The 25,330-nt window shown below is 56.9% G+C and carries 23 protein-coding genes; 14 read left to right on the forward strand and 9 right to left on the reverse strand.

Going from position 1 to position 25,330, the window contains the following annotated elements; translation table 11 throughout:
- Window positions 1-141 precede the first annotated feature (141 nt).
- Window positions 142-1,524, reverse strand: coding sequence for an ATP-binding protein (locus OGM60_02505; GenBank protein UYI99679.1), 1,383 nt, complete (start codon window positions 1,522-1,524; stop codon window positions 142-144).
- A gap of 256 nt (window positions 1,525-1,780) precedes the next feature.
- Here OGM60_02505 and OGM60_02510 point away from each other — a divergent pair, with 256 nt between their 5' ends.
- On the forward strand, window positions 1,781-2,011 hold the full coding sequence (locus tag OGM60_02510) for a helix-turn-helix transcriptional regulator (protein ID UYI99680.1): 231 nt from the start codon (window positions 1,781-1,783) through the stop codon (window positions 2,009-2,011).
- Between the two features lie 9 nt (window positions 2,012-2,020).
- Window positions 2,021-2,605 (forward strand): hypothetical protein, encoded by a 585-nt coding sequence (locus OGM60_02515; protein ID UYI99681.1) that lies wholly within the window; start codon window positions 2,021-2,023, stop codon window positions 2,603-2,605.
- 338 nt (window positions 2,606-2,943) lie between these two features.
- Here OGM60_02515 and OGM60_02520 read toward each other — a convergent pair whose 3' ends face one another.
- Window positions 2,944-3,948 carry a LuxR C-terminal-related transcriptional regulator gene (locus OGM60_02520; GenBank protein ID UYI99682.1) on the reverse strand — a complete coding sequence of 335 codons (1,005 nt, stop codon included), beginning with the start codon at window positions 3,946-3,948 and terminating at the stop codon, window positions 2,944-2,946.
- A gap of 296 nt (window positions 3,949-4,244) precedes the next feature.
- Here OGM60_02520 and guaA point away from each other — a divergent pair, with 296 nt between their 5' ends.
- Window positions 4,245-5,225 (forward strand): glutamine-hydrolyzing GMP synthase, encoded by a 981-nt coding sequence (guaA, locus tag OGM60_02525; GenBank protein ID UYI99683.1) that lies wholly within the window; start codon window positions 4,245-4,247, stop codon window positions 5,223-5,225.
- A gap of 116 nt (window positions 5,226-5,341) precedes the next feature.
- On the opposite strand, the gene OGM60_02530 is transcribed toward guaA, so the two are convergent.
- Together OGM60_02530 and OGM60_02535 are read right to left on the reverse strand one after the other, a co-directional pair.
- Window positions 5,342-6,490, reverse strand: a complete 1,149-nt coding sequence (locus OGM60_02530; protein UYI99684.1) for an ATP-binding protein — start codon at window positions 6,488-6,490, stop codon at window positions 5,342-5,344.
- Complete coding sequence (locus OGM60_02535) at window positions 6,487-7,161, reverse strand: response regulator transcription factor (protein UYI99685.1); 675 nt, start codon at window positions 7,159-7,161, stop codon at window positions 6,487-6,489. Before OGM60_02535 ends, OGM60_02530 begins: the two co-directional genes overlap by 4 nt.
- Window positions 7,162-7,250: 89 nt before the next feature.
- On the opposite strand from OGM60_02535, the gene OGM60_02540 reads away from it, so the two are divergent.
- From OGM60_02540 to OGM60_02560, 5 genes are all read left to right on the forward strand, one after another.
- Window positions 7,251-7,397 (forward strand): CD1871A family CXXC motif-containing protein, encoded by a 147-nt coding sequence (locus OGM60_02540; protein UYI99686.1) that lies wholly within the window; start codon window positions 7,251-7,253, stop codon window positions 7,395-7,397.
- Window positions 7,390-8,301: a 4Fe-4S binding protein gene (locus OGM60_02545; protein ID UYI99687.1), complete on the forward strand. Its 912-nt coding sequence runs from the start codon at window positions 7,390-7,392 to the stop codon at window positions 8,299-8,301. Before OGM60_02540 ends, OGM60_02545 begins: the two co-directional genes overlap by 8 nt.
- A gap of 35 nt (window positions 8,302-8,336) precedes the next feature.
- A complete protein-coding gene (locus tag OGM60_02550; protein UYI99688.1) occupies window positions 8,337-9,299 on the forward strand; it encodes a redoxin domain-containing protein in 963 nt (320 codons plus the stop codon).
- Between the two features lie 192 nt (window positions 9,300-9,491).
- Window positions 9,492-12,746, forward strand: coding sequence for an ABC transporter ATP-binding protein/permease (locus OGM60_02555; protein UYI99689.1), 3,255 nt, complete (start codon window positions 9,492-9,494; stop codon window positions 12,744-12,746).
- Window positions 12,747-12,905: 159 nt separating this feature from the next.
- Window positions 12,906-14,186, forward strand: coding sequence for an MFS transporter (locus OGM60_02560; GenBank protein UYI99690.1), 1,281 nt, complete (start codon window positions 12,906-12,908; stop codon window positions 14,184-14,186).
- 137 nt (window positions 14,187-14,323) lie between these two features.
- Here OGM60_02560 and OGM60_02565 read toward each other — a convergent pair whose 3' ends face one another.
- Entirely contained in the window at window positions 14,324-14,887 is a 564-nt protein-coding gene (locus OGM60_02565) for a TetR/AcrR family transcriptional regulator (GenBank protein UYI99691.1), read from the reverse strand.
- Between the two features lie 239 nt (window positions 14,888-15,126).
- Between OGM60_02565 and OGM60_02570 the strand changes: the two genes are divergently transcribed.
- The 3 genes from OGM60_02570 to OGM60_02580 all read left to right on the forward strand — a co-directional run bounded on the left by OGM60_02570 (window position 15,127) and on the right by OGM60_02580 (window position 18,829).
- Window positions 15,127-16,365, forward strand: a complete 1,239-nt coding sequence (locus OGM60_02570) for an agmatine deiminase family protein (protein ID UYI99692.1) — start codon at window positions 15,127-15,129, stop codon at window positions 16,363-16,365.
- Between the two features lie 122 nt (window positions 16,366-16,487).
- Complete coding sequence (locus OGM60_02575) at window positions 16,488-17,552, forward strand: ornithine carbamoyltransferase (protein UYI99693.1); 1,065 nt, start codon at window positions 16,488-16,490, stop codon at window positions 17,550-17,552.
- A gap of 11 nt (window positions 17,553-17,563) precedes the next feature.
- Window positions 17,564-18,829 (forward strand): MFS transporter, encoded by a 1,266-nt coding sequence (locus OGM60_02580; GenBank protein UYI99694.1) that lies wholly within the window; start codon window positions 17,564-17,566, stop codon window positions 18,827-18,829.
- Between the two features lie 122 nt (window positions 18,830-18,951).
- Here the strand turns inward: OGM60_02580 and OGM60_02585 are convergent, their stop codons facing one another.
- The gene (locus tag OGM60_02585; protein UYI99695.1) at window positions 18,952-20,085 is read right to left on the reverse strand and encodes a hypothetical protein; all 1,134 of its coding nucleotides are present in this window, start codon (window positions 20,083-20,085) and stop codon (window positions 18,952-18,954) included.
- A gap of 204 nt (window positions 20,086-20,289) precedes the next feature.
- On the opposite strand from OGM60_02585, the gene OGM60_02590 reads away from it, so the two are divergent.
- Window positions 20,290-21,243 (forward strand): tRNA-dihydrouridine synthase family protein, encoded by a 954-nt coding sequence (locus OGM60_02590; GenBank protein UYI99696.1) that lies wholly within the window; start codon window positions 20,290-20,292, stop codon window positions 21,241-21,243.
- 119 nt (window positions 21,244-21,362) lie between these two features.
- Here the strand turns inward: OGM60_02590 and OGM60_02595 are convergent, their stop codons facing one another.
- From OGM60_02595 to OGM60_02605, 3 genes are all read right to left on the reverse strand, one after another.
- Window positions 21,363-21,629 carry a ribbon-helix-helix protein, CopG family gene (locus tag OGM60_02595; GenBank protein ID UYI99697.1) on the reverse strand — a complete coding sequence of 89 codons (267 nt, stop codon included), beginning with the start codon at window positions 21,627-21,629 and terminating at the stop codon, window positions 21,363-21,365.
- A gap of 328 nt (window positions 21,630-21,957) precedes the next feature.
- A complete protein-coding gene (locus tag OGM60_02600) occupies window positions 21,958-22,203 on the reverse strand; it encodes a glutaredoxin (GenBank protein ID UYI99698.1) in 246 nt (81 codons plus the stop codon).
- Between the two features lie 51 nt (window positions 22,204-22,254).
- The gene (locus OGM60_02605; GenBank protein UYI99699.1) at window positions 22,255-23,082 is read right to left on the reverse strand and encodes a TipAS antibiotic-recognition domain-containing protein; all 828 of its coding nucleotides are present in this window, start codon (window positions 23,080-23,082) and stop codon (window positions 22,255-22,257) included.
- A gap of 140 nt (window positions 23,083-23,222) precedes the next feature.
- Between OGM60_02605 and tsaA the strand changes: the two genes are divergently transcribed.
- Entirely contained in the window at window positions 23,223-23,960 is a 738-nt protein-coding gene (gene tsaA / locus OGM60_02610; protein UYI99700.1) for a tRNA (N6-threonylcarbamoyladenosine(37)-N6)-methyltransferase TrmO, read from the forward strand.
- Between the two features lie 112 nt (window positions 23,961-24,072).
- Window positions 24,073-25,284 carry an aminotransferase class I/II-fold pyridoxal phosphate-dependent enzyme gene (locus OGM60_02615; GenBank protein ID UYI99701.1) on the forward strand — a complete coding sequence of 404 codons (1,212 nt, stop codon included), beginning with the start codon at window positions 24,073-24,075 and terminating at the stop codon, window positions 25,282-25,284.
- Window positions 25,285-25,330 lie beyond the last annotated feature (46 nt).

The following is a 25,330-nucleotide window of genomic DNA, read 5'->3' on the forward strand; positions in this document are numbered from 1 at the left end:
CGGTGCTCCTTTGCTGCGTTTTAGTCATATAGATAGTCAAGGTAGCATAGCCCAGGCCTTGGGCGATTCCAACCAACACGAATTCCATCGAACAATAGTTCGATTAGATAATGGATGCTTGGGATGCGGGTGGGGTCTGTCCTATTCAAACATCTGCGGCAGGTCGATGAAGACGGTTCGATCGCTTTCGTCAGCTTCGAAGCCCGAACGGGAGAAGAATCCGTAGCGATGGCACTTGAGCCCCGTTGCCTCGACTTGGGCGATTTCCTCGTCGACCATTTTTTGCGTGACGGGGGATTTGCGGAACTTTGCTTCGTAGAATGCGTAGCCCTCGGGGTCTTGCGTTACCACATCGAATTCGCCGCTCGTTTTGTTTGCGGGATCGTCGTACCAGTACTTGCCTATGGCATCGAAAGCCGGTTCGATCTTGCCAGTCCTGTTTTGCCGTACGAGGTATTGACGGCAGATCTCCTCGAACATATGTGGAGTGTAGTTTTCCTCGAAGTCTTGGGAGACGTGACGATCATAGAAGACTTCCGGGTCGAGCAGCTGACGCGCAGAAGCATTGCGGAAGACGTAGCGATAGTAAAAGAGCGAAAGTGGGTCCACCACAAAGTAGCCAGACTTGCGCTTATTCGTAGGGTCGTTGATGGGTGCACGCTTTTGGACGATTTCGAGTGACATGAGCTTGTCGAGTACGTCTGCCATGGCCGGACCGCTCGAGACGTGCGACTGTGCCAGCACGTCCCCCCAACGGGAGTAACCTTGTGCGAGAGCCCCGAAAACTTCGTTGGCGTTGGTCATCTTCGAGATCTCGGCGTTGAGATAGGACGGTACTTCGCTTTCTAAGCGGGCGCCAGGTTCTGTGACGAGCTCGATGATATTGTCGCGTACGCTTTGGGACTGATCGATGAGGCGATTGTAAAAGGGGATGCCGCCAAAAACGCTATAGAGCCGCACCTTGTCCTCGGGTGAGAACGCGGGATAGAACTTTGCAGCGTCAAAGTAATCCATGGGCTTAAGCTCAAGCGCGAGATCAATTCGCCCGTAGAGGGGGCTTTCATGCTCGATGAGAGATTTCATAATCTCAACATAGGAGCCGCACAGGACAATGTTTAAACGTGAGTCTTCCCTGTGAGCGTCGATTGAGGTCTGGAGAATGCTGTCTAAGCCTTTAACCGCATCTCTCAAGTAGGGGTATTCGTCGAGAACGAGGGTAATGTTCTTGTCTTTGGCTTGGGCAAACAGAAATTCGATGAGCTCGCGGATGCCCGTGAAGGCGAGCGGAGGAAAGCTTAGCGCTTCAGCAGCAAGGGCGGACAGACTCTCGAGGTTGTCTGCCTCGGAGGTTTGGCGGCACTCGTAATAGATCGTTGCGACGTCCGATAAATCGGTTAGCGCCTGCTTGATGAGCTCACTTTTGCCGACGCGACGCCTTCCGTAAATGAGAACATTGCGCTGCTCGGGCGCATTGAGTGTTTTCTTAATACGGGCGAGTTCAAGCTCCCTGCCAATGAATTCCACTTACTCGGTTCCTTCCGACTCGGTTTTGTCCGAGTTAATTGTATCGCATGAATAAGTTTATGCTCGAGTTTACTCGGACAAAACCGAGTCGGTTTTGTCCGAGTAAGTTTGAATAGCGAATCGAAATTGTTATGTCCACATGGCGATGGCGGACATGGTTTCCATAATGACAGATATAGTTGACATCTTGTGAAGGATACAATATATTTCTGTCATGTTGCAACGGATATCTGTCCATTACTACGAAAGGAACTCCATGCCGGGCAAAAAGAACCTACGCATGAAGGCGGCACGCGCGGCGGCTGGCCTTTCGCAAGCTGACTTAGCCCAAGCCGTGGGCGTTACGCGCCAAACCATCGGCCTTATCGAGGCGGGCGGCTACAACCCCACGCTCAATTTGTGCGTGGCAATCTGTAAGGCGCTGCGCGTTACGTTGAACGACTTGTTTTGGGAAGACGAAACCGACGCCGACCCTAATGCTCTTTAGGAGTTCACTATGAAATATGAAGATCTGAAAATCGTGCAAAAGTGGCGTGAATATGCCGGCCCAAAGGATGAACGCCTGGAGGCTGAGAACGCGAAGATCTACAAGATTGGCTTCGTGCTGCTTTCGTTTGGCATGTTGATGATCTTTTTCTACCAGTTTATAGCTCGACAGGTTGCGTGGGTTCACAGCGACGCTAGTGAAATGCCGCATGGCTTTGCAACGCCGTTCGAGGCAGCCATGTATTTGTGGCTCGTTCTCGTGATGTTGATTTGCGCAGGACTGCAAACGCGGAAGGGCTATGTCGATACCAATCGTTTTGGGCAAACCGAGCATCTTCCTGTTGGATATTTCCTGCTTGTCAGCGGTCTTAGCGGCGCCGCGTTCGCGCTTGTTATTGCCGCAATGCGCTGTGTCGCTGAGGCGCAGATCGTATCGCTCGAAAGCGTCTTTTGGTTGGCGAACCTGGCCACGGGCGTGTTCTGCGGTGCGACGATTTTCGCGGCCACGTTTGCTGTCCTGTGCGCAACGTTTTTCACGGCGAAAAGACGCCGTGCCAAGCTCGAGGCAGAACTCGACTCCTCAGACGACATTTAATGTGCAATGGGCTGGCTCTGGGTATCCAGAACCAGCCCATTTTGATGTTCAATGAGCCGAGTCGACGTCTCTCACAAAAGTAACTAGGAGCTAGCGAGTCCTATCCGAATTGTCCTCATTGGCGGTGTCTTTTTCGACCGCCGTGCGGCGGGCGCTGTAGGCGACGAGGCCGGCGCCTGCCGCGGCGAGTGCTGCAGCGGCTGCCGTAAGGGGGACGTTGCTGTCTTTGCGAGAAGGTGCCCCGTGGCGGTAGTGCCGTTCAAGGGTCAAAATGTCCAAATTGATCGAGCGAAGTGCCGGGTTCCGGAACGTGTTCGATGCGCTTGGCAGCCCGGTCGCTAACGCAACATATGCGCGACCAGCTCCGCGCGCGTGCCGATGCCAAGCTTGGTGTATACGCCGGATAGGCGGTTTTTGACGGTGCCCGGCGATACTCCCATATGGCGTGCGATTTCGACGTTGGTCCACCCGCGGCAGGCGAGCATGGCCATGGTGAACTCCGTGGTCGTTAGATCGTCGGCCACGTCCTCGCCCGAATCGGGGTTGTGGATGCGCCGCCAACCGTAGCTGAATCGATACGTGATCTCGATGATGCGAGCGAAATCGTCGGGGTATTGCGATTTTAAGCATGCCTCGATAAGCCCCTGCAAAAGGCCGTGGTGCTCGCCGATGAGTTCGATAAGGCCGTCGGGACGCGCAATGTCCCAAGCGGCTCCGAAGTGCGTTTTTGCGGCGTCGATGTCCTTGAGGCTCATGCATGCCATGGAAGCTGCCAAGTGCAGGAACAGTTCCGAGATCGGATAGCTTCCCTGTTTCATGATCAGGGCATTTTCCACCATGCCCAGGCTGCGGCCGTATTCACCGCGCAGATATAAGGCATGCGCCATCACGTAGCTGGCGAACAGGCGCAGGCCTTCGGGCAGATGCGCCGCAAGTGGATAAAACTCTTCGGCAGAATACGGGGAAGGCAAGTGCAGCAGGACGCTCGCGGCCGAGGCGAACAGGATATGCGTGGCGTGGACGGCGGGCGATTCCTCGTCAGTTGGCGTATCGAGGATGCCCGCAAGGCAACGGCGGGCATCGGCGATACGGTTGAGCGACAGACTGGCATATCCGCAGATAAAGCATGCGGAATAGCGCAGTGCGGGGTCGGTGGCGTCAAGATAGGGACGTGCTGTCTCGGCAGCAAGGGTGGCCTGTCCGCGAAAGTACAGCGCTTCTGCCGTGGCGATGGTGCGCGAATCGGGGTCGGAAATGCCTGCAACCGCAGCGTCAATCTGCCCCGGCACAAAGGCGGTGCACATCAACGGCATGGGAACGCATGGGTAGCCATCGCAGTCCATCTTCCATCTCCCAACGGCTGGCAACATTAGCAGCAATTGTACTCCTGTTGCTCGGGACTGGAATTTGTGGGTATCGCCTACGAGTATGCCGAACGTATAAAGGAAGAGTCTATTGGCGATGCTCTTAAGGTGGTTGTCGAGGCATGGCTGACCTTGGCATAAGGAAAAACTGCCGCCCCTGCAAAAAGCTCTGCCGAAGCGATGGGAAACGAACCTCGCTCTGCATATAATGAGGTCATATGACAGCGCGTTTGCATATGTGCGGCGCGTTCCATCGACCCGAAAAGGAGCCCTGCATGGATCCCAACAAGCGTCCCGACGATATGGTGCGTATCACCACTCCCGAACTTGCTCAGGCGTTCATCGACGAGCAGGTCACCGCAATCCGCGAGCAGATCGGTGACAAGAAGGTTCTGCTGGCCCTTTCTGGCGGCGTCGACAGCTCTGTTGTCGCGGCGCTGCTGATCAAGGCCATCGGCAAGCAGCTTATCTGCGTGCATGTGAACCATGGACTCATGCGCAAGGGCGAGAGCGAGCAGGTCATCGACGTGTTCCAGAATCAGATGGACGCCAACCTGGTTTACGTGGACGCCACCGACCGCTTTCTCGATAAACTCGTCGACGTCGACGAGCCCGAGGCCAAGCGCAAGATTATCGGCGCCGAGTTCATCCGCGTGTTCGAGGAGGAGGCCCGCAAGGTCGGTGACGAGGTCAGTTTCCTCGCCCAGGGCACCATCTACCCCGACATTCTGGAGTCGCAGGACGGCGTGAAGGCTCACCACAACGTTGGCGGCCTGCCCGAGGACCTGCAGTTTGAGCTCTGCGAGCCCGTTAAGCTGCTGTACAAGGACGAGGTGCGCGTCGTGGGCCGCGAGCTCGGCCTGCCCGAGAACATGGTTGAGCGTCAGCCGTTCCCCGGTCCTGGCCTGGGCGTCCGCTGCCTTGGCGCCATCACCCGTGACCGTCTCGAGGCGCTGCGCGAGGCCGATGCCATCGTGCGCGAAGAGATCGACAAGGCCGGCCTGACCATCTGGCAGTACTTTGCCGTAGTGCCCGATTTCCGCGCTACCGGTGTGCGCGAGGGCAAGCGCGCCTACGACTGGCCCTGCATTATTCGCTGCATCAACACCGTCGACGTCATGACCGCCGAGGTGCCTGAGCTCGACTGGGCGCTGCTCAGGCGCATTACCGCTCGCGTGACCGCCGAGGTCCCCGGTATTTGCCGCGTTTGCTACGACCTCACGCCGAAGCCCGTTGGCACGGTCGAGTGGGAGTAAGCTAACTCAGCTGGCAGGCGACGAGAACTAGCAGATGTGACAAAGGGACAGCCCCTTTGTCACATCCTCGATATTATGTGCGGGATGGTACGCCACGCGGCGTGCCATCCCGTTCGTTATTTTAATGAGCCGAGTGCGCGAGTGGGAAGAGTTGCGAGCATGGTCGTTCCGCGCTCCGAGCTCTTTTCGACCTCGATGGAGCCGCCGTGGAGCGCGGCGATCTCCCAGACCAGCGCAAGCCCCAGCCCCACGCCGCCGTATGCCCTGCTGCGCGATTTGTCGACACGAAAGAAGGGCTGAAAGATGCTCGTCTGGTATTGCTCGGGAACGCCCGGCCCCTGGTCGCGCACGCGTAGCAGCACGTGGTCGCCTTCGGCGCAGGCGTTGATTTGCACGGTCGAGTTGGGCGCGCTGTAACGTATGGCGTTTTCGGTCAAGTTGAACAGCAACCGATAGATCAGCGTGTCGCTGCCGATCGTTTGCGCGTCGCCCTCACTTGTAAGCGTGATGTCTTTTTGCTCGGCAAGGGGTGCCAGGTCCGTGAGCACTTCTTCGATCATCGGCGCTAGGTCAATCACATCGTTGCAAGGGACACTGCGCAGCTCGCTCATCTCGAGCAGGGTCTTTGTCATGTGCGTCATTCGCTCGGTCTGCTCCTGCAGCAGCCCGAGCAGGCTCGCTGTATCGGCGTCGACGTCGGGGTGCTCGGCGCAAAACAGCTCGACCTGGGCCTGCATGAGCGCAAGTGGCGTGCGCAGCTCGTGCGCCGCATTGCCCGTAAACTGTCTTTGTGCGGAAAATCCCTCGTCAAGGCGGGCAATCATGTCGTTAAACGACGCGCTGCAGCGCCTGAGTTCAGAGGGCACGTCCTCGCTGATTTTTGTGTCGGCGAGGTTGTCGGGCCGCACGCTCTCGACTTGCGTCGCAAAGAAGCGCAACGGCCGCAGCGCATGTCCGCTTACAAAGTAGGCCAGCACGCCGCCGAGCAGCGTCACCGCCGCAGTTATATACCAGCTCGTCGCGCCAAACGATTCTTGGGCGTCGTTCACGACGATGGTCAGCGCGTCGTCGAGCTCTTTGTTTGTCGGGTCAAATGAGCTGGGCGAGGCCGCCTCCACCTTGCTGTGCGCCGACGCTTCTGCACCAATCGAGTCCATGTAGCGCATGCCGGAGTAGCCAACCAGACAATTCATAAGTACGCAGGTCGAGCATACCAGCAGGGCCGTCATCAACGTGATGCGCCACTGCAGAGACAGCCGCTTCATTTGCCGTCCTCCATAACGTAGCCTTCGCCGATTCGGTTGCGGATGGGGTCGTGCCCCAACGCACCGCGCAGCTTTTTGCGCAGCGACGAGATGTGCACGCGGGTCGCGTTGCTAAAGCTGTTGACGCTGCTGTCCCATACATGCTCGATAAGCTCTTCCTGGCTCACCGGCCGCCCCTGGTTAAGCATCAGGTATTCCAAGATGCCGGTCTCCTTGCGCGTGAGGCATAGGGTCTCGCCGCCCACGGAGGCGACGCGCGCTTTGGTGTCAAAGCTCAGCGAGCCACAGGTCAGGACAACGTCGCTTTGCGTAAAGCGTCTGAGCGTGAGGCTACGGATACGTGCTGCCAGCTCGTCAAGATGGAACGGCTTGGTGAGGTAGTCGTTGGCGCCCGCATCGAGCCCTGCTACCTTGTCGGTGACCTCGCCGCGTGCCGAGAGCACGAGCACCTTGGTCTCGCAATCGGTAATTCTGAGTTGCCTGAGCACGGTCATGCCGTCGACATGGGGGAGATTGAGGTCGAGCACGACAAGATCAAAGGTCTCGATATCGAGCAGGTCGAGGGCCTGCTGCCCGTCGTAGCAGCAGTCGACGCTATAGGCCAAGTTGCGCAGGCTGCGTGCGATCGCATCGCACAGCGCCCGCTCGTCCTCGACGACCAAGATGCGCATAACGTTCTCCTTGCATAGTCATTCACGCTTAACACGGATTTTATAGTCGGTATGGTCCAATGGGTCGCGAAACGAAAGGAGTGGTCAGATTGTTCAAAGCGATTAAGCCTGTGGCGCAGGTGGCTTTGCTGATCGTTGGGGTAGCCATGGTGTGCTTTGGCGTTATGCGCGGCGAGGCAGATGCCGTGCTGGCCAAGGCAATCAGGCTGTGCTTGGAGTGTATCGGAATTGGATAAAAGAAAAAACACTGCATCGCATCTTTTGGCGAGATTCCGCGGATTGATTCAGGCGGCGGCGACGCTTGCGACCAATATTCACCTGCCTAACTTTGCCAAGGGCGGTATCTACCAGGGAGCCGGCAAAGCCGTCTGCGTGCCGGGGCTTAACTGCTACTCGTGTCCAGCGGCCTCGGGTGCGTGCCCCATCGGGTCGTTTCAGTCGGTGGTGGGATCGTCTAAGTTCAGCTTTTCGTATTACGTCACCGGAACGCTCATTCTAATCGGCGTGCTGCTGGGACGTTTTGTATGCGGCTTTTTGTGCCCGTTTGGATGGCTGCAAGAGCTTTTGCACAAGATTCCCAGCAAAAAGCTCTCCACGAAAAAGCTCAAGCCGCTCACGTACATCAAGTATGCCGTGCTGCTGTTTGCCGTGGTGCTGCTGCCCGTCTTGGTGGTCAACGATGTGGGTATGGGCGACCCGTTCTTTTGCAAGTACATCTGCCCGCAAGGTGTGCTCGAGGGCGCGATTCCGCTGTCCATCATGAACGTGGGAATCCGCTCCGCGCTGGGAAAGCTCTTTACCTGGAAGCTCGCGATTCTCATTGTGGTTGCGGTGCTGAGCGTACTGTTCTATCGCCCCTTCTGTAAATGGATTTGCCCCCTCGGTGCATTTTATGCGCTTATGAACAAGGTGTCGTTACTGGGGATCCAGGTTGACCAGGGCAAGTGCGTCTCGTGCGGCAAGTGCGCCAGGGTGTGCCAGATGGACGTGGACGTTACGCGTACACCCGACCATGCCGAGTGCATTCGTTGCGGCAAATGCGTGGGCGCGTGCCCCGTCGATGCCATTAGCTTTCGCTACGGGCTGGGCGCGACGGGCAACAAGTCCGCGCAGCCCACGCAAGCCTGCGAAAACAAATAGGTCCCTATACAAGCTTCGATATAAACGGAGGAACCATGAAACTGTCAAAAATTGCGGCTCTGTTGATGCTGCCCGTGCTGGCGCTGACGCTCGCGGCGTGCTCTGCCCCCAAGGGCGACGCGAAGGATACCGCGAGCGGCGATGCGCAGATTGCCGAGCTTGTGGCGCAAAAGCCGTCGAGCGCCGAGGAGGCGGCCGAGCTGTACCAGCAGCTGCTGCAAAAGGAAAACGAGATCTTTGCGAGTGATAACGCCCTATGGGAAAAGGTGTTCCTTGCGGCCAACAAAGACACTCCCATGATTGAGGACGGCAAGAACTACGGCGACTTTTTGCTTGATACCATCGAGGGCGCCAAGGACCAGTTTACAGCTGACGAGCTCAAGACGCTTAAGGCCGGCGCGCAGCAGGTCAAGGAGATCGAGGACAAGCTCATGGCGCTGGAGAAGGAGTTCCCCGGATGTGGCAGCACGCCCGGCGAGGGGGAGAGCGTTGATGCTTCGGCCGCAGGGATGACCAACGGCGAGAGCGAGGAGACGAAGTTCCCTAGCTTTAAGGGCAAGGACTTGGACGGCAACGATGTAAACAGCGACGAGCTGTTCTCCAAGAACAAGGTCACCGTCATGAACTTCTGGTTTACCACCTGCAAGCCGTGCGTGGGAGAGCTGGGCGATCTGGAGAAGCTCAACAAGGAGCTTGCCGAGAAGGGCGGTCAGGTCGTGGGCGTTAATTCCTTTACGCTCGACGGCAACAAAGACGAGGTGGCCGATGCCAAGGACGTGCTTTCCAAGAAGGGCGTGACGTATAAAAACATCTGGTTTAAGTCGGATAGCGAGGCCGGAAAGTTCACCTCAAACCTCTACTCGTTCCCGACCACCTACGTGATCGACCAGAACGGCAACATCGTGGGAGAGCCGATCATGGGCGGTATCAACTCCGCTGAGCAGCGCGAGGCGCTCAACAAACTGATCGATCAGGCACTCGCGAAGAGCGGACAGTAGGTTCGAATGCGACAAAGGTGTGACAAAGGGGCAGTCCCTTTGTCACATCTTCGATGCTATGTGCGGGATGGTGCGCCATACGGCGTGCCGTCCCGTTTTTTGTTCGTTACATTCCTTACTGGTACCGGCAAAAAAGCTGATAGAGTAGGTCAAACGTGGCGAACGCGAACGGCGGGGGAGAGGTTGCCGTCCATGCTGGATCTCAAAGATATTTGCAAAAGGTATGTTGCGCAGTCGTTTACGCAGGTGGCGCTCGACAGCGTGAGCCTGTCTTTTCGCGATAACGAGTTTGTAGCCATCCTGGGTCCTTCGGGCTCGGGTAAAACTACGATGCTCAACGTCATTGGTGGACTCGACCATTTCGATTCCGGCGACCTGCTGATCGATGGCATCTCGACCAAGGACTTCAGCGACCGCGATTGGGATGCCTACAGAAACAATCGCATTGGCTTTGTGTTTCAGAGCTACAACCTCATTCCGCATCAGACCATTTTGGAAAACGTGGAATTGGCGCTTACACTCACGGGCGTGGGACATGCCGAGCGCCGCCAGCGTGCGCGTAAGGCGCTCGAGGCGGTTGGTCTGGGCGAGCACGTTGACAAACGCCCGAACCAGCTTTCGGGCGGGCAGATGCAGCGCGTGGCCATTGCCCGCGCCTTGATCAACGACCCCGAAATCGTGCTGGCTGACGAGCCGACCGGCGCCTTGGACTCAACGACATCCGTGCAGGTTATGGATTTGCTCAAGGACGTTGCGCGCGATCGTCTGGTCATCATGGTCACGCACAATCCCGAGCTGGCGTACAAGTACGCCACGCGCATCGTCAGCCTGGCGGACGGCAAGGTCACCGACGATTCCGACCCCTTTGATGTGGCCACGGTCGCACATCGCGAGGCAAAACCCACGCGCAAAACCTCGATGAGCTTTATGACGGCCCTGGGGCTTTCTGCCCGAAACCTCATGACCAAGAAGGGCCGCACGGCCATGACGGCCTTTGCAGGTTCGATTGGCATTATTGGCATCGCGGCGATTCTGGCGCTCTCCAACGGCGTAAACGGCTACATCAAAAAGGTCGAGGAGGACACGCTCTCAAGCTACCCGCTTACGATTTCCAAACAAGATTACGACCTGTCGTCTATGATGGGCGGACAGGGGGCCACGGATGAGGAGGCGTCCAAGGGCGAGGACTCGTCCGATGGCGCTACCGGCGGCAAGGCTCAGGGGACCGATAAGATCCCTGTGGTCACGGCCGTAAAGGACATGTTCGCAAGTGTTAAATCTAACGATATGACGAGCTTTAAGGCATGGCTCGATGCCGGTGGCGATGGCATCGATAAAGAGGTCAACGCTATCCAGTATGGTTACGGCGTGACGCCGGTCGTCTATCGTGCCGGCAAGGGCGATGAGAAGCCTGTCCGGCTGGTGCCCAACGCTATGACCGAGGCCATGAGCGGAGGCGCGAGCTCGGCGGCAACGGTGAGCATGGAATCCATGGGAACCTCGGTCTTTAACGAGATGATTGACGACCAGAACCTGCTCGACAGCCAGTACGATGTTGTGGCGGGGCATTGGCCTACGTCTGCTAACGAAGCTGTAATGGTGCTTTCGAGCCGCGGCACGGTGGGCGATTACACGCTCTACAGCATCGGTGCGCTGGATATCGACGAGCTCAACGACCTGGTCAACAGTGCCATGACGGCCGACGGTAAGGTCGAGACGCCCGAGACCGGAGCCGACTTTACCTACGACGATGCGCTGTCCACGACATTTAAGGTGTTGTCGCCGGCCGATGCCTATCGCAAAAACGAAGAGACCGGCATGTGGACTGACATGTCCGGCGATGCCGACTTTATGGCGTCCAAGGTTGCTGACGGTATCGACGTGCGCATTGTGGGCGTGGTGCGACCCAACGAGACGGCAAACGCGAGCGCATTGACTCCGGGCATTGCCTATACGCATGCGCTGACTTGCCAGCTTATGAAGCGCGCCGCCGATTCGCAGATCGTGCAGGAGCAGCTTGCCCACCCCGAGACGGATGTCTTTACGGGTAAAACCTTCGACGAGCTGCAGGGCGAGGCCAAGCAAGGTGTGGATCTGGGCAGCATGTTCAGCGTGGACGAGGCGGCGCTCAAGAGCGCGTTCTCTCTCGATTCGTCTGCGCTCTCGGGTGCGGCCGGCGGTATGGACCTTTCTGGTATCGACTTGTCCGGGCTGAACATTGACCTTTCGGGCGTTGGTAAGGACATCGACTTCAGCGACATCATGGCCAAAGCGCCAACCCCAGATTTCTCGGGCATCTTTGACGGTCTGGAGCTCACGCCCGAGCAAATGCAGCAGGTGGGAACGCTTGCCAACCAGCTGTTTGAGGGCTTTTTGCGGTCTGATCAGTTTAAGGCGCTGTCACCCGAAGACCTTAAAGACGCGTCAAAGCTCGCTGCCGCATTCTCGGCATATCTTGAGAATGATGCCGCAGCCCAGCAAATTTTGGCACAGCTCAAAGCGCTTGGCGGCGATGCCCTGGCCGAGCGTCTGCAGCAGGTGATGGGCGACTATGTGCAAAAGCAGCTGGCTCCGTATTTGCAGCAGTCTATGGATCAGGTGATGAAGGCGGTCAGCGAGCAGATTGCCACGACGGTATCAGCTCAGCTCAAGGCGGGCGCGGCAGGGCTTATGGACCAGATGGCGACGCAGATGTCTTCGAGTTTTGCCAACCTGGCGAGCGCCATGCGCGTGGATGCGAACGCCTTTGCTCGTGCCATCCACTTCAACATGGACGCCGAGGACCTGAGCTCGCTCATGATGAGCTATGCCAAGGCGTCGAAGCTCACCTACGACAACAATCTGACCACGTTGGGCTATGCGGACGAGGCGGACCCCATTTCGGTCAAGATTTTCCCGCGCGACTTTGAGGCCAAGGAGCGCGTGCTCGATTATATCGATGCGTACAACAAGCAGGTCAAAGCCGCTGGTCACGATGAGCAGGCAATCTCGTATACCGACTACATGGGCATCATCATGGGCTCGGTGACCGACATCGTGAATGCTATCAGCTTGGTGCTCATCGCATTCGTGAGTATCAGTTTGGTGGTGAGCTCCATCATGATCGGCATCATCACCTACATCAGCGTGCTGGAGCGCAAAAAGGAGATTGGCATCCTGCGCGCGATCGGCGCGTCAAAGCGCAACGTGGCAAACGTGTTCAACGCTGAGACCTTTATCGAAGGCCTCATTGCCGGCGTCTTTGCCATTGTCGTCGTGGTGGCCGTGAGCTTTCCGGTTAATGCCTGGGCGCTTGCGGCCAAGCAGGTGCCCAACCTGATGAGCCTGCCCGTTCAAGACGCGCTGATGCTCATTGTTATTTCGGTGCTGCTGACGGTCGTTGCCGGCCTGCTGCCGGCTCGCAGCGCATCCAAGAAGGATCCCGTGGAGGCCCTGCGCTCCGAATAATGCGACAAAGGGACAGTCCCTTTGTCGCATTGGGGGCCCAATTACCGTTCGGCACGTTAAGGGTCCCCGCTCCCCGCTTAACGCTTGACGAAGAATCTCCATCTTTATATACCTATCGGTAGGCATATAGGTTGCATTGCCGATAGAAACGGAGTAACCATGACTCTCATCGCACCAGCCGAAAAGGACCGCCCCCGTGAGAGCGGCGCATTTGCTTGGATTGTCGTTATTGCGCTCGGTTTAATGTCTGCGGGAACAACCGGCACCTACAGCATCATTGCCGGCTCATTCATCGCTCCTGTATGTGAAGACCTGGGCTTTGACTACACTTCTTTCTCTTTCTATTTCACCGCGATTCTTCTTGGCCTTGCGCTTGGGCTTCCGCTTTTGAGTCGTTTCATTCCAAAAGTAATCGGCAAACCGTGGCATATTTGCGTTGAACTAGTCCTTATTGCCGCCGGCGCCGCAATGGCGTTCTACACCGAAGTCTGGATGTTCATCGTCTCCGCTGCGGTGATCGGCATCTGCTTTTCGTTCACAACGGGCGTCTGCATGTCCGATGTTATTGACCAATGGTTCAGTAAATCGTCCGGTCTTGCCATCGGCCTTGCTTGGGGCGTTAATTCTCTCTGTACGCTGTTGTTGAGCCCTGTCATTACGCTGGTCATCGAGCAACAAGGCTGGCGTACGGGATACATCGTACTTGCGGCCGTTTCTGCAGCTATGATTTTACCTGCGAGTGCATTTATCATTCGCCTTAAGCCCTCTGATCGCAATATGCTTCCGTACGGAGAGACTACCTCCGAAACCCATGAGAGCTGCAGCGCCGATGAGCAGGAAGATGTCCTTTCGGGCATGGCACTCCGCGATGCCGCGAAAACGCCGTCTTTTATTCTCTGTGTCCTCCTGCTTTGCGTGGCGCAGCTCACCTGCTGCATGAACCAGTTGTTTCCAACCTATGCAAGCGAGGTCGGTTTCAATCCCATCGTAGGAAGCTTAATGGTCTCGGCAGCTTCGTTCTCCGACATCTTCCTAAATCCCTTCGTAGGCAAAACATGTGACAAGCTCGGCGCTATTAAAGCAACAGTCGCGTGGACAGGTGTCAGCATTTTTTCATTCCTACTTCTCATCATTGGCGGAAGCAATGAGACCGTTTCCATCATTGCAGCTGGCGTAAACGATGTCATGTTCGCCATTGTTGGAACCGCAATGCCGATGCTTCTCCTCTCGCTCTTTGGATCACGCGATTTTGGAAGGATCTATTCAATCGTTTGCTCAGCGGGCTATGTCGTCGGTGCTTTTGGAATGCCGGTCATGATGAAGGTTTACGGCATGGCAGGGTCATTCCAGGGAGTATTTATCTTCTGCATTGCCTGCGACCTTATGATTGCTGCGTTTGCTATTGTTTCCGGCTTTCTCAGTAAGGCTGCTGAAAAGTAATAAGCGTCGATTGCATCGGCATAGATTGCCATGCAACAGGGGTCGACTCCAGGCCAGACTGGAGTCGACCCCTGTTTTCGTTTTAAAGGTTGCCCGCAGGCACCATGGGTGCCAACATGCGCTTCAGCTTGGCTGGCCTATTTGAACATAAGCTCGACTATTCCCGCCCAAACCGCTTTTTCATCAATATCCTCACCTTGAGCGACCGTATTGCTCGCTCCCTCCAGAACGGTATAAAGAATTTGTACGTAGAGCATCACGTCGGCACTATCGGAAAACGCGCCAATCTCTGCACCATGAAGAAGGATGTCTTTAAGCGCATCCATGGTTCGTTTGGTCGCCTTCGCTTGACGTTCCTGAACTGCAGGAATTCGATTTGCTTGAACGCTAACCTCGGCCAGCACGCGCCGGCGCTTTTCATCGCTTCGATAACCACCTATAACTGAATTGCCGAGCTCGATAAGCGCGGCCTTGAACCCGTCCCTATCGACTATTAGCGAGTAGTCGCGCTGATAGTCGATGGTCGGAAACATGCTGTCCAAGAGCGTAGTGAAAATCTCCTCTTTAGAGGGAAAGTAGTAGTACACCGACGGCTTGGATATACCGACAAAGTCGCAAATCTTTCCGATAGACGCTTTGTCATAACCGACTTCTGCCACAAGATCGTACATTGCGTCCAATATTTTTTTTCTTGTGCTCACGCTGCATTTCTCCATTGCAAATCATTTCCGCACTACCAACATTATTAAGGATGGCAACGGAACATCAATTCGTGTCCAAACATGACCACTATATACGGTGAGCGGTATGTATCAGTAGGCGAGCGGCAATTATTCAAAACTATATACCGAACGGTAGGTATAGTAGTACTATAACAGGTGAAACCCCGCTATTGTCGCGGCCGGACAGCATCGCGGGAAACCCGACGGAAGGACCAACCATGTACGAGAACTATCGTATGCCGGGCGAGTTCGAGAAGCGCTCCAACGTCTATGTGACCTGGCTTCCCGATTACATCCGTGCAGAGGGTTACGATAACCGCCAGCCCTGCGTTGACGTGATCAAGGCTCTGCTCGAGTATGGCGACGTTACGGTCAACCTCAATTGCGGCACCCCCGGCTCCTATGAGGAGGCTTGCTCGCGCCTGAAGGAGGAGGGGGTTGATCTCGATCGCATCGAGATCACGCAGTTCGAAGACTCCAACTTCTATGTCCGCGACAACGGTCCCAGCATCATGGTCGACGACAAGGGCCATTCTTATATGGTCAACCCCGCTTGGACTTATTACGGTGTGTGGGACAAGAACTCCCCGGAGTGCCAGTCCGCACGTAAGGCAGCCGTTCACATGGCGGTTGCGCTCGGTTGCTTCGATATCGTCAATTCCGAAATGGTTTCGGAGGGCGGCGACCGCGAGTTTGACGGTCACGGCACTTTGATCGCCATTGAGGACACGGAATGCCGCAAGCGTAATCCCGAGTTCACGAAAGAGGAAGTAGAGGCCGAGTATAAGCGCATCTACAACCTCAACAAGGTTATCTGGCTTCCGCAGCCTATGCTCGAGGACGACGACTATCGACTGGGCATCCTCGACGAGAAGGAAGATGGAACTCCCGTCTTTGGCATGAGCTTTGCGGCTCACATTGATGAGATGTGTCGCTTTATCACTCCGAACAAGATTCTTCTTGCCGAGGTGTCCGATGAAGAGGCAGCCTCGAGCAAGGCTGGCGCAGAGTCTCGTCGCCGCATTGAGGCGGCCTACGAGATCCTGAGCAACGAAACGGACTGGGAGGGCAAGCCCTTCGAGATCGTTCGTATGCCCATCGCCGAGCCGATTGAAGTCGTTATCGCCCCTGGCGATGAGGATTACGAGCTCTATAAGGGCTTCATCGACGAAATGGGCGGCAAGTTTATGGATGGCACTCCCTGGCCCGAGGGCCCCGTTCACTTCTACGCAGCAGCGAGCTACTGCAACTTCCTCATCTGCAATGGCGTCGTTCTTGGTCAGCGTTATTACCACGAGGGAATGAACGAAGTCGTGAAGGAGAAGGACGAGCAGGCCAAAGCCGTTCTTGAGAGCTGCTTCCCCGATCGCAAAGTCATCATGATTGACTCTCTCGCGCTTAACCTGTCCGGCGGCGGCGTGCACTGCTGGACCAAGGACGTGGCAGCCAGCTGCTAGCGAGCCTTTGAGCCTGCACTGTCTGATTTAGGCGCCACACTTACTGCTCCCCGAGGGATATCCGTGTTTCCCTCGGGGACACATTCGACATTCATCTATCACTAAATGGAAAGGAAATAGGCATGAACAACAGCCTCCGCGGTCGCGACTACATCAACATCCATGATCTCTCCTCCGAGGATTTCCGCTATCTCATCGATCTTGCCTGGAACCTTAAGGCTCAGAAGAAGTCTGGTGTCGACCAGCGCTACTTCCCCGGAAAGAACGTCCTCGCCAACTTTGAGTGGGGATCGACTCGCACTCGTTGCGCATTTGAGACGTCCTGCAATGACCTGGGCATGGGCTTTACCTATCTGACCAACTCCCATATGGGCGATTGCGAAACCATCGAGGACGCCATGCGTGTCTTCAACGGCATGTACGACCTCATCGTCTATCGCGCTCAGAAGGACGAGCAGTTCCTCTATGACGTCGCCGATCTTGTTGACATTCCGGTCATCAACGCTCTCACCCTCGGCGATCACCCGACCCAGATGCTCGCAGACGCCCTCACGATGGAAGAGCAGTGGGGTGGCCTGCGCACGAGCCGCGGTAAGAAGATGGCCTTCGTTGGCAACTGCGCCGGTGCCCCGGTGTGGTATGGCCGCCTGTGCGCCATGCTCGACATGGACTTCCTCGCCATCGGCCCCGATGATCTCCGTCATCAGATGTGCAAGGAAATGATTGAGGAGGTCGAGGCCTGCTACGCCAAGTACGCCCCCAACAGGACCTTCACCATCACCTCTGATCTTGACGCCCTGGACGGCGTTGACGTCATCGTTACCGAGGAGTGGCGCTACATCAACCCCGAGTGCGGCGATGAGGTTCTGGACCCCGACGACTACAACTCTTGGCTTGGCGATGCCGAGTCCCTGTATCCCTATCGCGTCACCAGTGAGCTGTGCAAGCGCACCAACAACCCCGACATTTTCTGCATGCACGAGCTCCCCTCTGTTCACAACGCAAATCACCGCGTTGGCAAGATGCTCCTCGACCAGTGCAAGAATGACCTGCACCGCGAGATCATCACCGAGGGCTTTGAGATTGCCGACGAGTGCTTTGAGGCCAACGCTTCGGTCATCTTCCGTGAAGCAGAGAACCGTCAGCACACCATCAAGGCCGTTATGTGTGCCCTTCTGGGTCTCTAGGAGCTGTATCAATGGAAAATGCAAAGTTAAAGAGTAGCAAGGTTTACGCATGGGTTCTCGTAATCGCGCTCGGCCTCATGTCTGCCGGCACGACCGGATCCTATAGCGTCATCGCCGGCTCCTTCGTCGCACCCGTGTGCGAGGAGTTCGGGTTTGACTACTCCATCTTCTCGTATTACTTCACCGCAACGCTCATCGGTCTTGCGGCAGCTCTTCCGTTTGTCGGAAAACTCATCCCCAAGGTCGTTGGCAAGGTTTGGCTCCCCGTCGTCGAGCTTATTTTGCTCGCTGCCGGCGCAGGCATGGCCTTCTACACCGAAGTCTGGATGTTCATCGCCGCTGGCGCCCTGATTGGCGTTTGCTTCGCCTTCACTACCGGTGTCGCCATGTCCGACGTTATTGACCAGTGGTTCAAAAAATCCGGTGGCCTGGCAATTGGTCTCGCTTGGGCAGTGAACTCGATTTACATGCTCATCATGAGTCCCGTCATAACCTCTGTCATCGAGGCCGCTGGCTGGAGGACCGGTTATCTGGTGCTCGCTGGTGTCTCCGCCGTGCTCATTCTTCCCGCTTCCGTCCTGATCATCCGCTATAAGCCTCAGGACAAGGGCATGCTGCCCTATGGCTATGTCGAAGGCGAGACGGTCGCCGAGACCGAGGAGACGACCGAGGATAGTGCACGTGGCGTTAGCTACGCACGCGCTATTAAGTCGCCTGCATTCTTTTTCTGCATCGGCTTCCTCTGCCTCGTTCAGCTTACTTGCTGCATGAACCAGCTGTTCCCCACCTATGCCGCCGAGGTCGGCTTTAGCCCCATGGTGGGTGGCTTCATGGTTTCCGCCGCATCGCTGTTCGACCTGTTCCTCAACCCGATCGTCGGTACCACTTGCGATAAGTTTGGCAGCACCAAGGCCATTCTGAGCTGGCTCGCCGTCTCGATTCTCTCCTTTGTCATGCTCATGATGAGCAGCGGCAACTCGACGCTCAGCATTCTTGCTGCCGGTGTTAACGACGTCATGTACGTCATTGCCGGCACCGCTCTGACCGTTTTGGTGATGGACGTCTTTGGCTCCCGTGACTTTGGTCGCATCTTCGCGCTCATCTGCTCCGTGGGCTATATCGTCGGCGCCTTTGGCATGCCCGTCATGATGAAGGTATACGAGCTCGTTGGCTCCTTCCAGGGCGTCTTCATCTTCTGCATTGCATGCAACGTCATCATCGGTCTGTTTTTGCTGCTGGCAAAGAAGACTGGCAAGAATCTCTCCTGGGATGAATAATTCGATTCGTCTTAGACATACGCTGTAGGACTTAACATGCAGTAACCTTAGGGCATCGACTAATGTCGGTGCCCTTTTTCATCGAATGTGACAAAAGGGACTGTCCCTTTGTCCCTTTGCGCCTAACTCGTTTTGCCCATCAACGTGATACGGATGCTTGGATGGGTGTACTCGTCAAACTCGTCCTCGGGCTCCGTGTCAAATGAGTAATACGTTTTGACGGGGTCGTCGCTCGTTCTGATGGAGATTCTCTTGTAGAGCGAACCGTTCAAAAAAGCCTGCCTAAACTCTTCGGGGAGCTTTTGCGGTGCTAGGAGCTCGGGACTCACGGTCTTGACATCTACGGTTTGGACGACAGAGGAAAGCTCGTCCAAGTCGAGCTCGATGCGGGCGAGGTTGTCCTCAAGGCTCGCGTTGGGGTCGATCTCTGCTATGTAGCTCACTTCCTTGAGCGTTCCCTTGTTGTCGAAATCCAGGTACGTATAGGTTTTCTGGGAATCGGAGTCGCCTTCGTGCAGATAGCCGCGGACGTGATAGCCGTAATCTTGATATCGCTCGTAAGGGTCATCGGCGGACACGTACTCGCATGCGGGCTCTAGCGCTTTGCGGGCGATGGCAATCTGCTCGGCCGTGGCCGTGGCGTTCTCTTGCATCTCGATGTTTCCCTGTGCCAGCTGCGGGATATAGGCACCGCACACGATTGCGAGGGGCAGCGCCACAAGTGCGATGATCCATTTTTTTGCACGGGGGATAGGCACGCTATAGGTCTCCGCCATGGCCTTTGCGTTAGCGAAGCTTTCGGTAAGTACGTCCGCTGCGGTGGCGACGGCGCCTACGGCAGCGGCGACTTCTGCCGCGCCGCCCAAGTTGCGCGCGGTCTCGTTGTCGCTGTTCTTAAGCAGGCGCGCGGCGGCCTGCGTGCCAACAACACCTGCGATTTGTGCCGAGCGGTCTTTCTCGGACTGCTCGACGGCGAGTCGGCGCTGCATTTCTTTCCACTGCTTGCCGCGCATGCCAAAGCGCGGCGCGAGCGCGCAATAGCAGAAGATGACGAGCTCGACGGCGGTGAGCACCAGTGCGGCCATCATGCCCGTCTCCTGGAATCCTTCATGATGGAAGACGATGTCGTCGATCATTTCGAAGGGAATGATCAAAAATGGCAGCACGAACGCCATGGCAAGCGCCGCACCGGCAACCTTGGGACAGATGCAGTATCGCTGGATGCGCTTGCGTTCTTGTTCGGAAAGTGTAGCCATAGCTGGTCCTTGGTGTCGTGGCGGTCGTTGCGGCGCGCGGGGTGCGTCAGTTTAGGCTAGCGTTGGATAAGAAATATGTGACTCAGTATAGAGAACCCCCGCCCTCGATGGGCGCTCGTTCATACAGCAAAAGTGCGATGACAGGGGCGTATTATGTGACAAAGGGACAGTCCCTTTGTCACATTGATTTGAGAATGGATGTTGATGTATTTATCGCTGGCCCCTATGGAGGGGATTACCGGGCATGTGTTCCGTCGCGTGTATGCGGAGTGCTTCGGCGCGCTCGAATGTTATTACACGCCGTTTTTGCCGCCGCCGCGGGTGGGCAATCGCTTTGGCGGCAAGGCGTTTAAAGAGATCGACCCTGCTAATAACCAGGGACTTAATGTGGTGCCCCAGCTGATGTCCAAGAATGCGGACGAGTTTGTGTGGGCGGCACAGGTGCTTGCCGATATGGGCTACCGCGAGGTCAACCTCAACCTTGGCTGCCCCTCGGGTACGGTTGTCGCCAAAGGAAAGGGTTCGGGCTTTCTGCGCAACCTGGATGAGCTCGAGGTGTTCTTGAGCGACGTGTGCGAACGCTCGCCCTTGCCGGTGTCGGTCAAGACCAGACTGGGGCTCGAATGCGATGACGAGTACGAGCGCGTGCTCGACCTCTATTGCCGCATGCCGCTGGCAGAGCTGATCGTGCATCCGCGCGTGCAAAAGGACCGTTATACGGGCTCGCCGCGTAAAGAGTTTTACGGCGAGACGTTGGAACGGGCGCCGTTTCCCGTGGCCTATAACGGCGACATCTTTGATCTTGAGGACATGGATGCGCTGGTGGGGGCCTATCCCGGAACACGCCACGTAATGTTGGGGCGCGGCTTGCTCGCGAACCCCGCGCTGGCTCGCATGGTTAAGGGCGGCCCTGCTGCCACGGCCGCTGAGCTGCAGCGCTTCCACGACATGCTGTTTGCGGCCTATGCGGACGAGATTGGGGGCAACGCGGTCTTTCGCATGAAGGAGTGGTGGTTCTACGCCAAATGCGCCTTCGCCGATCCCGCGACCGTTCACAAGCTCGTTCGCAAGACCAAAAAGGTCGATGAATACCGCGCTGCTGTCGAGCGCGTCTTTCGCGAGCAGCCGCTTGCGCCCGTTGCCCGCTTTTGCGGCTAAATGTGGGCGTTGGGGACGTTCTTAAACGACTATGTTGCAAAAAGCTGTACGTCAGCATCCAAAGATGTCGGAAAATGTCGACTTTGGATGCTGACGTACATGTTTGGTTCGGCAGGGGACTAGGCAATCATTGCATCGAGCGTGATGAGCTCCCTGAGTCGCTCCGTGCGCGTTTGCCCATGGCGCTTTGCCTTTGCGTCAAATGCTTCAAGAACCGATTCACCCACACGTGCCGATAAAACAACGCTTGGTTCATCGGAAATCGGCGGCCTTCCCAACTTGACGGTGTGGCCCTTTGGCCACTCATCTTTTTCGTATGCCGCTGCGGCTTTTTCTAGCTCACCGGGAGCAAACCCCATCATCTTTTCGAGCTGCTTGGCGTCCATAGTGCCTCCTATCGATCGATTCCGATTTCCCTGAGCACCTTGCGCGTAGGAGGGACAAGGGCGTGGTAAATGATGTAGCCATCCCGATCGGGGCAACATCGAGCGATGAGCTCCATGAGGCGGCTTCTCTTTTTGTATACAATTTTGTAGACAAAAATACAAGTAACTAGTCATTTAAGAACGTCCCCAATGACTACCTGTGGTGGGCCCATGCAAAAAGCTGTACGTCAGCATCCAAAGATGTCGAAAAATGTCGACTTTGGATGCTGACGTACATGTTTGTGCCGTATGGGTTTGTGCGTTGGGGCCGGCCGACCGCAATAGAACGCTAGAGCAGGTTCTTCTGTATCCACGCGATGATGTCGTTCGATTCGTAGAGTGGCGCGCCGTCAATGAACAGGCAGGGAACCTGGCGTTTTCCGCCGACGGCGATGAGCGTCTGCTCGGCATCGGGGTCAGTCGAGATATTGCGTTCGGGAATGGTCACGCCGTTATCGGCCAAAAAGCGCTTGACCTTTATGCAATACGGGCAGCCGGTCATAACGTACAGCGCGAGCTCGTGATCAGTAGCCATGGGTCTCCAATCGGTTGAGGTTTCGATTGAAATACCCAAAGCCGCTGCAGTCTATGCGTGAGCCGACGACGACTCGATCGTCTGGACTAGAAACGCCGTGGCGCCGGTGCCGCAGGGCTTGTCGTAGTAGTCAACAAAGCGCTGGTCGGCAAGATAGCCGTGGGCGAGGCCCAAGTACGCCTCGTCTTGGGGCTCGCATCCCCAGTTGAGAGCAATCCAGCGACGATGCATCGCGACAAGCTTGCGAGCCTCGCTTCCATCCGGTTCGCCGTCGCTCATGGCAATCGAGAGCTGGCCCAGAATAGCGCGTTCAAGTTCCTTCATGTCGTTCCATGTCTGAGGATCCATATCCAGTAACGTTTCGTTTGCTGCATCGATAGCCTCATCGCCATAGCGCGCCCGCGCCTCGGCACCGTAGCGGTCCTCGTTTTCGTGCACGGAGCGCCAGCGCTCCAGTTGCGGCAGCACGGCGCCCATGAGCGAGACGGCTTCATCGAGCGACATGCCGGTGCTTTGTGCCAGCCGCGGGGCACAATCTTCGATCATTGCCTCCATCGTGGTCTCATAGGTGTACTTGCCGCGGTCGTAGCACCACTTGCAGTAATGATCGGTCCTGGCGCCCGCGGCATTGGTGCCGCAGTCATCGGGCGTGAGTATCATGCCGCAGCTCTGGCAATAGTGCTCGGGCATTTCGAGCAGGTGCGACAGCGGTTCTCCGGTTACGGCGGCAATGAGCTTCATCATGTCGATGCCCGGGATGACTTCGCCGCGCTCCCAGCGGCTCACGGCCTGGCGCGTGACATAGAGCTTGGCGGCGAGCTGCTCTTGGGTGAGGCTGTTGGCACGACGGACGGCGATGAGTTTTTCTGCAAAGGCCATGATAGTTCCTTTCTGCTGCTTGCGGCTTTAAGCATACGCGGCGGCCGATGCCCTTCCAAGCAACCGTTGGTTGCAAAAAGGGCGGTCGTGGTGGGGGATTGCACGCAGCGTCCATGCCCTCATGCCGTACAATGACCGGCATGGAACCTATTGCACACATACATACCGATCTGCCGCAGAAGTTCGGCATTCCGCGCAACAGCTTTTTGGCGCCCCATTTGCAGGGACGCATCGTCTTTGAACCGGAATTTGCCTCCAACGCAGCAGTTGAGGGTCTGGATTCCTTCTCTCACCTATGGCTGCTCTGGCGCTTCGAAAACGGCACGCCCGGCGGCACGGCTAAGGACATAGCCGCCGATGCCAAAAAGCAGGACAGGTCCGGAACTAATGCCAAGTGGTCGAAAACCGTGCGTCCGCCGCGTCTGGGCGGAGCCGAGCGTGTGGGCGTCTTTGCCACGCGCAGTCCGTTTCGCCCTAATCCCATCGGTCTCACCTGCGTCAAGCTTGATCGTGTCGAGCTCACCGACGATGGTCCCATCATCCATGTGTTGGGGGCCGACCTGCGCGACGGCACGCCCATCTACGACATTAAGCCCTACATTCCGTTTGCGGATTGCCACCCGGATGCGACCGGCGGCTGGATTGAGGATGCGCCGTGGCAAGAGCTCGACGTCGAGTTTCCGCAAGCGCTGCAGGATATGGTCCCGCCTACAAAGCTTCCTGGCTTGGTTGAGGTTCTTCGCCAGGATCCGCGCCGCGCGGGCAGCAAGCACGAGCCAAACCGTGTTTATCACTTGGCCTTCGCCGAGCTCGACATATCTTTTACGGTCGATGAAACCCGGCTAACCGTAGTCGCCGTCAACGACGCGCAAGACTAATCAGCCATTCGTCCGCACCCGTCAAATTAAGAGCCAAACCCCATGCCAAAACCGCCCATGCTGGTGGACAATAACGCCTACCAAAACAATCCGCTTTGCATGGGAGCTCAGCATGAAATACGACTTTACTTCGCTTATCGACCGCCACGGCATGGACGCCATCGCCGTTGACTCCTGGGGCGAGATTCCCGGCATGGCTCCGAACGCACCCGACGAGGGCTTCGACCGCATCCCCATGTGGGTAGCGGACATGAACTTTGCCACGGTGCCCACGGTCCAGGAGTACATCATTCAGCGCGCCCAGCATCCCATGTTTGGCTATTTCAATCCGCGCGACGAGTACTTCGACCGCATCATCGAATGGCAGACCCGCCGTAATGGCGTCGAAGGCCTGCTCCCTGAGCATATCGGCTACGAAAACGGCGTACTGGGCGGTGTCGTGTCGACGTTGCGCGCATATGTCCAGCCGGGCGATGCGGTGCTGGTCCACAGTCCCACCTACATCGGCTTTACCAAGTCCATCGAGGCCGCGGGCTATCGCATTGTCCACAGCCCGCTTAAACTCGACGACCAAGGCGTGTGGCGCATGGACTTTGAGGACATGGAGCGCAAACTCGCACAAAACCATATCCATGCCGCCGTGTTCTGCTCGCCGCACAATCCCTGCGGCCGCGTATGGGAGCGCGACGAGATCGAGCGCGCCATGGATATCTATCGCCAGCACGATTGCGTGGTGATCTCGGATGAGATTTGGTCCGATATCATCCTGCCGGGTCACAAGCATATCCCGACGCAGTCGGTGAGCGAGGATGCCCGCATGCGCACGGTTGCCCTCTATGCGCCCAGCAAGACGTTTAACCTGGCGGGCCTGGTCGGCAGCTACCACATCATCTATAACGAGACGCTGCGCGACCGCGTGTGCGCCGTGTCCAACAAGACGCACTACAACGAGATGAACGTCCTCTCCATGCATGCGCTTATCGGTGCCTACCAGCCGCAAGGCTACGAGTGGGTTGATGAGCTCAATGAGGTCATCGAGGGCAACGTCGACTACTTCTGCAATTACGTGGACAAGCATTTTGCGGGCGTGTCCTATTCGCGTCCGCAGGGCACCTACATGGTGTTTCTGGACTGCACCGAGTGGTGCCGCGAGCATGGCCGCGATATTCAGTGGCTGCTCGACGAGGGCGCTCGTGTGGGCGTGGGGTATCAGGACGGCCGCCCGTTCCACGGGCCCTGCCACATTCGCGTGAATCTGGCACTGCCCCTTTCGCGGGTAAAGGAGGCGTGTGAGCGCCTGGACCGCTACGTTTTTGGGGTATAGGGGGGCGCTCGATTCGAGTGCTGCCCCATGCGCCCACGCCGTCAAA

The sequence above is a fragment of the Coriobacteriaceae bacterium genome (assembly GCA_025757745.1).
In the GTDB taxonomy this organism is placed as follows: Bacteria; Actinomycetota; Coriobacteriia; order Coriobacteriales; family Coriobacteriaceae; genus Collinsella.